The sequence below is a fragment of the Streptomyces sp. HSW2009 genome (genome assembly GCF_040240285.1).
Lineage (GTDB): Bacteria > Actinomycetota > Actinomycetes > Streptomycetales > Streptomycetaceae > Streptomyces.
Map to the genome: position 1 here is coordinate 1 of NZ_JBEHZD010000366.1, position 8,424 is coordinate 8,424.

Consider the following 8,424-nt stretch of genomic DNA (forward strand, 5'->3'; position numbering starts at 1 on the left):
TACATTATACGCCCACCACCTACATAAACACAAGGTGTAGCGGCGGCAGCGTCATATGTTTATAAGAGACCGGGGCGGGGGGGGGGGGCGCCGGGGGGGGCGCGGGCGCCGCCGACGGCATCCGTGCCGCCGGCGGCGACGGTCGTGAGGTCCGCGTGGTGTTCGACGGTGCTGCCGGCCACCTGTAGCCCCTCGGTCACCTGGCGGTCGTCGCTGCCGACGAGGGCCCAGCGGGCGGGTGGCGGCTGCTCGTCGGGAGCGGCGACGGTCACCCAGTCGAGCTGGTACAGGTCCTCGTTCGAGGCGGCGCGGCCGGTGGTGAGGTGTTGCGCCGCGAGGGGGCGTACGGTCAGCGCGGCGATGCTGGCGACCGGGGCGCCGGTCGGGTCGGCCAGCTCCAGGGCGATGGTGTCGGGGCCCGTCGGGGTGAGGCACACCCGCAGGGCGCGGGCCCCGACGGCGTGCAGGCGTACGCCCGACCAGGAGAACGGCAACCCGATGCCGCCGTCGTCACCGTCCGGCTCGCGCAGGGCAGTGGCGTGCAGGGCTGCGTCGAGCAGGGCGGGGTGCAGGGCGTACCCGTCGGCCGCCGAGTCCGTGTCGGGCAACCTGACCTCGGCCAGCAGCGTGTCGCCGGCCCGCCAGGCGGCTTGGACGCCGCGGAAGAGCGGGCCGTAGTGGTAGCCGCGTGCGGCGAGTTGCGCGTAGAGGTCGTCCGTGGCCAGCGGGGTGGCATCGCGCGGCGGCCACGGCTGGGTGGCGGTCCCGGTCGGCTGCGGCTGGCTGGGCGTGGGTGCCAGGGTGCCGGTGGCATGCCGGGTCCACGGTTCGTCGGGGGCCGCGGCCCGGTCGGGGCGGGAGTGGATGGCCAGTCGTCGGCGCCCGGTGTCGTCGGGGCCGTCCAGGGTGAGTTGGAGCTGTACGGCGCCGGCCCGGCCGGTGCCCGCTGCTGGCCGCAGGTGGAGCGGGGCTTCCAGGGTCAGCTCGTCGACGGTGTCGCAGCCTGCCTGGTCGCCGGCGCGCAGGGCGAGTTCCACGAAGGCGGTGCCGGGCAGCAGCACGGTGTCGAGCACGGTGTGGTCGGCCAGCCAGGGGTGGGTGGACAGCGACAGCCGTCCGGTGAGCACGTGCCGGTCGCCTTCGGCGAGGGCGACGGCGGCGCCGAGCAGCGGATGGTCCGCGGTCCGCAGCCCGAGCCCGTCGGCATCGGCCGCGCCGGGGGCGGCCGTCAGCCAGTAGGAGGCACGCTGGAAGGGATAGGTGGGCAGATCGACGCGGCGTGGCGCGTACGGTGCGAGGACCGGGGTCCAGTCGATGGTGACGCCGTGCACGTGGGCGGTGGCCGCGGCGGTCAGCAGCCGCCGCATGCCGCCCTGCGCACGCTGGAGTGAACTCATCGCCACCACGCGAACGTCCGCGGCCTCGGCCGTCTGCTCGATCGCGGGCGTCAGCACCGGGTGCGGGCTGACCTCGACGAAGACGGTGTGTCCGGCCCTGAGCAGGGCCGTGGTGGCGCGTTCGAACTCCACGGTGGAGCGCAGGTTGCGGTACCAGTAAGCGGCGTCGAGGTCGGTGCCGGCCAACGGTTCGCCCGTGACCGTCGAGTACAGCGGCGTCTCGGTCGGCCCGGGCCGTACGTCGGCGCGCGCGGCCACCAGGTGCTCTTCGACGTCCGCCACCTGGGGCGAGTGCGAGGCGTAGTCGACGGGCAGCGGCCGGGTCCGTACCTGCGCGGCCTCCAACAGGGTGCGCAACTCGGCCACGGCGTCCGGCACGCCGGCGACCACCAGCGACCGCGGCCCGTTGACCGCGGCCACCTCCACCGCGCCGCCGCAGCGGGCGAGCAGCGGCGCGAGTTCGGCCTGCGACGTGCCGACCGACAGCATGGCGCCGCGTCCGGCGATGGCCCGCAGCGCCTGGCTGCGCAGGGCCACCACCCGGGCCGCGTCGGCGAGGGTGAGTGCGCCGGCCACGTGGGCGGCGGCGATCTCACCCTGGGAGTGGCCGATCACCGCGGCCGGCCGCACCCCCAGCGACCGCCACACCGCGGCCAGCGACACCATGACGGCGAACAGCGCCGGCTGCACCACGTCGACCCGCTCCAGCGACGGCGCGTCAGGCTGTTGCCGCAGCACGTCGAGCAGCGACCAGTCGATGAAGGGGGCGAGCGCGTCGTGGCAGTCCGCGACGGCGGCGGCGAAGACCTCGGACTCCTGCAACAGGTCGGCCGCCATGGCGGCCCACTGCGAACCCTGCCCGCCGAAGACGAACACGATCGGGCCGGGTGACACGGCCGCGCCGGTGACCAGGGTTGTGCCAGCGACGGGGTCGTCCGCTGCGGGATCGCCGGCCGCGGGCTCGATCACCACGGGCTTGGTATCCGCAGCCTTGGACACTACGGGCTCGGCCGCTGCGCCCTCGGCCGCGTTCACCCCTGCGGGACGCGCCTCCCCCTCAGCCGTCCCGCCATCGGCCGTCTCACCGTCGCCCGTCTCACCTTGGGACACAGGGCCGAGCGCGGCGAGCGCCGTAAGGAAGCCGTCCGTGTCGCGGGCCAGGAGGACCGCCCGGTGGTCGAAGTCCGTACGGGTGGTGACCAGCGAGTACGCCACGTCGGCGGGGCGCAGTCCGGGGTTGGCCAGGAGCGCCGCGTGCAGCCGTACGGCCTGGTCCCGCAGGGCCGTCGCGGTCCGGCCCGACAGGGTCCAGGGCAGCGGCGTCGGCTGGTCGGCCCGGTGGGTTGGCTGACTGCCCGGGGGCGGTCCCGGTGGCGTCGCCGGGCCGCCGACAGGGACGTCGTCACGCGACGGGGACACGGCCGGGGCCAGGGCTGGGGTTACGTCTGGGGCCGGGGTTGGGGCTGAGGCTGGGGCACCCTGTTCCAGGACGTCACCCTGTTCCAGGACGAGGTGGGCGTTGGTGCCGCTGACGCCGAAGGAGGAGATGCCGACCCGGCGGGGCCGGCCGGTCCGTGGCCAGTCGATCGGCTCGGTGAGGAGTGAGACCGCGCCGGCCGACCAGTCGACGTGCGGTGAGGGTTGGTCGACGTGCAGAGTGCGGGGCAGTTCGCCGCGGCGCATGGCGGTGACCATCTTGATCACGCCGGCGACGCCAGCGGCTGCCTGGGTGTGTCCGAGGTGGGACTTGATCGAGCCGAGCCACAGCGGCCGGTCAGCGGGTCGGCCCTGCCCGAACACGGCGAGCAGGGCGTGCGCCTCGATCGGGTCACCGAGGGCGGTGCCCGTGCCGTGCGCTTCCACCGCGTCGACGTCGGCCGGGGTCAGCCCGGCCTGGGCGAGAGCCTGCCGGATGACGCGCTCCTGGGCCAGCCCGTTGGGCGCGGAGAGCCCGTTGCTGGCACCGTCCTGGTTGACGGCGCTGCCCCGGATCAGCCCGAGTACGGGGTGGCCGTTGCGGCGGGCGTCCGACAACCGTTCCACGAGCAACAGGCCGGCCCCCTCCGACCAGGCCGTGCCGTCGGCCGCGGCGGCGAACGGCTTGCACCGGCCGTCGGGGGCCAGGCCGCGCTGCCGGGAGAACTCGCCGAAGGTGGCCGGGCTCGACATCACCGTCACCCCACCGGCCAGCGCGAGGTCGCACTCACCCTGTCGCAGCGCCTGGCTGGCCCAGTGCAGGGCGACCAGCGACGAGGAACAGGCTGTGTCGATCGTGATGGCCGGGCCTTCGAGCCCGAGGGTGTACGCCACCCGGCCGGAGGCGATGCTGCCCGCGCTGCCGTTGCCCAGGTAGCCGTCCACGCCCTCGGGGGTGTGACTGAGCCGCGCGGAGTAGTCCGCGTACATGAGTCCGGCGAAGACGCCCGTCCTGCTGCCGCGTGCGGTGTGCGGGGCGATGCCGGCGCGTTCGAACGCCTCCCAGGCTGTCTCCAGGAGGAGGCGTTGTTGCGGGTCCATGGCGAGCGCCTCGCGCGGCGAGATGCCGAAGAACTCCGGGTCGAACCCGTCGACGCCGCGCAGGAAACCACCCTCGCGCACGTACGAGGTGCCCGCGTGATCGGGGTCCGGGTGGAACAGCTTCTCCAGGTCCCAGCCGCGGTCGGTGGGGAAGGGTGTGATGGCGTCGGCGCCGCCGGTGACCAGCCGCCACAGGTCATCGGGCGTGTCGATGCCGCCGGGGTAGCGGCAGCTCATGCCGACGATGGCGATCGGTTCGTCGGAGGTGCGCGGGGCGGGTGCCAACGGGCGCACGGCGTCGGGCAGGTCGAGCACGGCCGTCCGCAGATGTCCGGCCAGCGCAGTGGCCGATGGGTGGTCGAACAGCACGGTGGCAGGCAGCCGCAGACCGGTCGCGGCGTTGAGCCGGTTCCGCAGCTCCAGCGCAGCCAGCGAATCCAACCCCAGTTCACTGAAGGCCCGGTCGGGGTCGATGCCGTGCGCCCCGCCGTGACCGAGCACGGCCGCCGCGTGCGTACGGACCAGGTCCACCAGGAGCCGCGTCTGCTCGGCGACGGACAGCCCGGTAAGCCGTCGGGCGAGTCCGCGACCGGCCCCCGCGGCCCGTACGGGGCGGGCCCTGCGGGGCGCCGCGGGTAGCAAGTCCCCTAGTACGGGCGGCAGTTCGTCGCCGAGGCCGCGCAGTACGGTCAGATCGCAGCGGAGCGGGGCGAGTACGGGCTCGGCGCGGCCGATGGCTGCGTCAAAGAGGGCGAGCCCCTGGGCCGTATCGAGCGGCAGCACGCCCGCGCGGGTCATCCGGTGCCGGTCGGCGTCGCTGAGGCCGGCGGTCAGTTCGCTGCGCTCGTCCCACAGCCCCCACTGGAGCGAGTGGGCCGGCAGGCCGCGGGCCTGCCGGTGAGTGGCGAGCGCGTCGAGGGCGGCATTGGCGCTGGCGTACCCGGCCTGGCCACGGTTGCCGATCAGCCCGGCCGCGGAGGAGAACAGCACGAACACCGACAGGTCCCGGCCAGCGGTGAGGTGGTGCAGGTGCAGGGCAGCATCGACCTTGGGGCCGAGCACCCGATCCACCCGCTGGGGCGTCTGGGCCGTCAGCAACCCGTCGTCGACCACTCCGGCCAGGTGCAGTACGCCCGTCAGTGGGTGTGCTGCCGGGATCGCAGCCAGGACCCCGGCGAGTTCGGCGCGGTCTGCAACGTCGCACGCGGCCAGGGTGACCCGGTCAGCGCCGCTGGCCAACAACTCCGTACGCAGCGCTGCCGCGCCGGGCGCCTGCGCACCGCGCCGGGAGACCAGCAGCAGGTGGCGTACGCCGTGGGCGCTGACCAGGTGCCGGGCGAGCAGGGCACCGATGGCACCGGTGCCGCCGGTGATGAGCACGGTGCCTTCGGGGGTGAGGCCGGGGGTGGGTGCGGGAATGGCCTCGGGGGTGGCGTCGGGTGCGGCGGTGGGTGTGGGTGTGGGTGTGGGGTGCAGCCGTGGCACCAGCAACTTGCCGTCGCGCAGGGCAGATTCGGAGAGTGTGGTGGCGCGGACGAGGTGTTCCACCGGTACGTCGGCCGGGTGGAGGTCGTCACCCCAGAGGGAGGTGTCGACGGTGAGCAGCGCGAAGCGGTCGGGGTGTTCCGAACGGGCCGTCCGCAGCAACCCCCAGCAGGCGGCAGCGGCCGACTCAACCACCTCGTCACTGCCGGCGACGACCTCGGGTACGACGACGACCAGGCGGATTGCGGCGAACCTGGGCTCGTCGAGCCACCTGCGGCAGACGTCAAGCGTCTCGTGCACGGCATGGTGGACGGCTTCGGCGGCGGTGGTGTTGGGGTTGGGGTTGGTTGTGTTCGGGCTAGTGGTGGCGCCCGAGGTGGTGTCGACGGCGGCGGAGGCCGGCGGCTGGGCCGGCTGGAGCTGGTCGGGCTGGGACAGGTCGGGCTGGGATGGATCCGAGGGGGTTGGTCCGACCGGGGGGACGTTCGTCAGGGTGTCGAGTAGGGGCAGCAGGACCGTGTCGGGGGTGGGTGCGCCGGAGTCCAGGGCTGCGGCGAGGTCGTCGAATCCGTCGTACGTGACGGCGTCGAGCGCCGTGGCCAGGGGTTCGCCGCCGGTCGCGCTGACCACTGCCCAACGCGTCACCTGCGGCCCGGCAGCGGGTTCGGCCTCGGCCGGCGCGACCCAGTCAAGGGTGAACAACCCGCCGGCCGCCTCACTCCCCACCGAGCCGGCCGGCTCCGGGGCCGACGGGGCACGCACCAGCAGGGTATCGACACCCAGTACGGGCTGCCCGGACTCGTCGGCGACGTCCAGCGTCAGGGTGTCGGGGCCGGTGGGCAGCAGGCGTACGCGCACGGTACGGGTGTCAGGGGTGGACAGTTCCACTCCGTGCCAGGAGAACGGCAGCCGCGGCGGGGCCGGCTCGGCGGCGTCCTGAGCGGAGTCCTCGGCGGGTGCGATGAGGCCGAGCGGGTGCAGGGCGGCGTCCAGCAACGCGGGGTGCACGCCGAACCTGCCGCTCCCACCCTGTACGGCATCCTCCGGCAGGGCGACCTCGGCGAAGAGCTCGTCCCCGCGCCGCCACGCGGCCCGCAGACCTCGGAAGGCGGGTCCGTACGCCACTCCGGCGTCCGCCGCCTCGTCGTAGAAGCCCGCGACCTCGACCGGTGTGGCATCGGCCGGCGGCCAAATGCCAAGGTCAGGGGCGGCGTACGCGGCGCCCCGCGGCGTCGTGACGCCGAGCGGGGCGAGCGTGCCGGAGGCGTGCAGGGTCCACGGGGCGTCGGGCTCGTCGGGGCGTGCGTGGATGGTGAGGGTGCTCCGGCCGTCCTCGCCAGCCGCCGCGACGGTCACCTGAACCTGGGTGCCGACCGACTCGGTGAGCACCAGGGGCGTAAGCAAGGTGAGTTCTTCGACGACCTCACACCCGGTGTGTTGGCCGGCGTGCAAAGCAAGCTCCAAAAACGCCGTACCCGGCAACAACACCCGCCCCAACACCACATGATCCCCCAACCACCCCAACACACCCAACGACAACCGCCCCGAAAACACCCAACCCCCACCACCAGCCAACCCCACCACCACACCCAACAACGGATGACCCACCCCCACCACACCCAAACCACCCACATCCCCCACCCCACCACCCGACTCCAACCAAAAACGCCGCCGATCAAACCCATACACCGGAACATCCACCAACCCACCCACACCAACACCGGCGCCCACACCAATGCCGGCACCGGCACCGGCACGCAACAACCCACCCCAATCAACCCCCACACCCCCCACAAACAACCGACCCAACGCCTCCAACACACAACCCACCTGACCCCGACCACGCCGCTGCGACGCCACCACCAACACACCAGAACCAGCAACATCGGCTTCAGCTTCGGCTTCGGCCTCCACACACTCCAACACCATCGGCGTCAACACCGCATCCGGACCCACCTCCACAAACACCGACACCCCCACACCCCGCATCACCGACACCACATCAACAAACCGCACCGCCTCCCGCACATGCGACACCCAATACCCCGGATCACTCAACACCTCCAACGACAACACCTCACCCGACACCTCCGACACCAACCCCAACACCGGCTCCCGAAACACCAACCCCGACACCACCTCACCAAACTCCACCAACACCGGCTCCATCGCCACCGAATGAAACGCATGCGACACCCCCAACCACGAACACCGCCACCCCCGCACCCCACACTCCCGCTCCACCCAACCCAACCCCACACCACTCCCCGACACCACCACACTCCCCGGACCATTCACCGCCGCCACCTCCACACACCCCAAACCCGACGGCAAACCACCCAACAAACCCAACACCTCACCCTCCCCCACACCCACCGCCAACATCCCCCCACCACCCACCAAACCACCCATCAACCGAGCCCGAGCACCCACCAACACCGCCGCATCCCGCAACGACAACACCCCCGCCACAAAAGCCGCCACCACCCCACCCAACGAATGACCCGCCACCACACCCGGCACCACACCCCACGACTCCCACAACCGAAACAACGCCACCTCAAACGCAAACAACACCGGCTGCGCCACACCCGTACCCCCCACATCCACCCCCACATCACCCACACCCAACACCACATCCCGCACCGAAAACCCCACCAACCCCTCCCCCTCCAACACCCCACACACCTCATCCAACGCCCCCGCAAACACACCAAACCCCTCATACAACTCCCGCCCCAAACCCCAAAACTGCGACCCCTGACCCGAAAACACCATCCCCAACCCACCACCCACACCCACACCCACACCGCAACCAACACCCACACCGGCACCGGCACCGGCACCGGCACCGGCACCGGCAAAACCAGAACCCGAACCCGAACCAACCGAACCATCACCCACAACCACCACACCACCACTAACCCCAGCACCAGCACCAGCACCAGCACCAGCACCAGCACCAGCCGAACCCACCACACCCTCAGCCACCCCCCGCAAACCACCAACCAACTCCCCCACATCC

General features: G+C 72.2%; 1 protein-coding gene. It reads right to left on the reverse strand.

Annotated features, from left to right (window positions below):
• Positions 1–59 precede the first annotated feature (59 nt).
• Positions 60–8,177, reverse strand: a complete 8,118-nt coding sequence (locus tag AAHZ94_RS23515; RefSeq protein WP_349994981.1) for an SDR family NAD(P)-dependent oxidoreductase — start codon at positions 8,175–8,177, stop codon at positions 60–62.
• Positions 8,178–8,424: the final 247 nt, after the last annotated feature.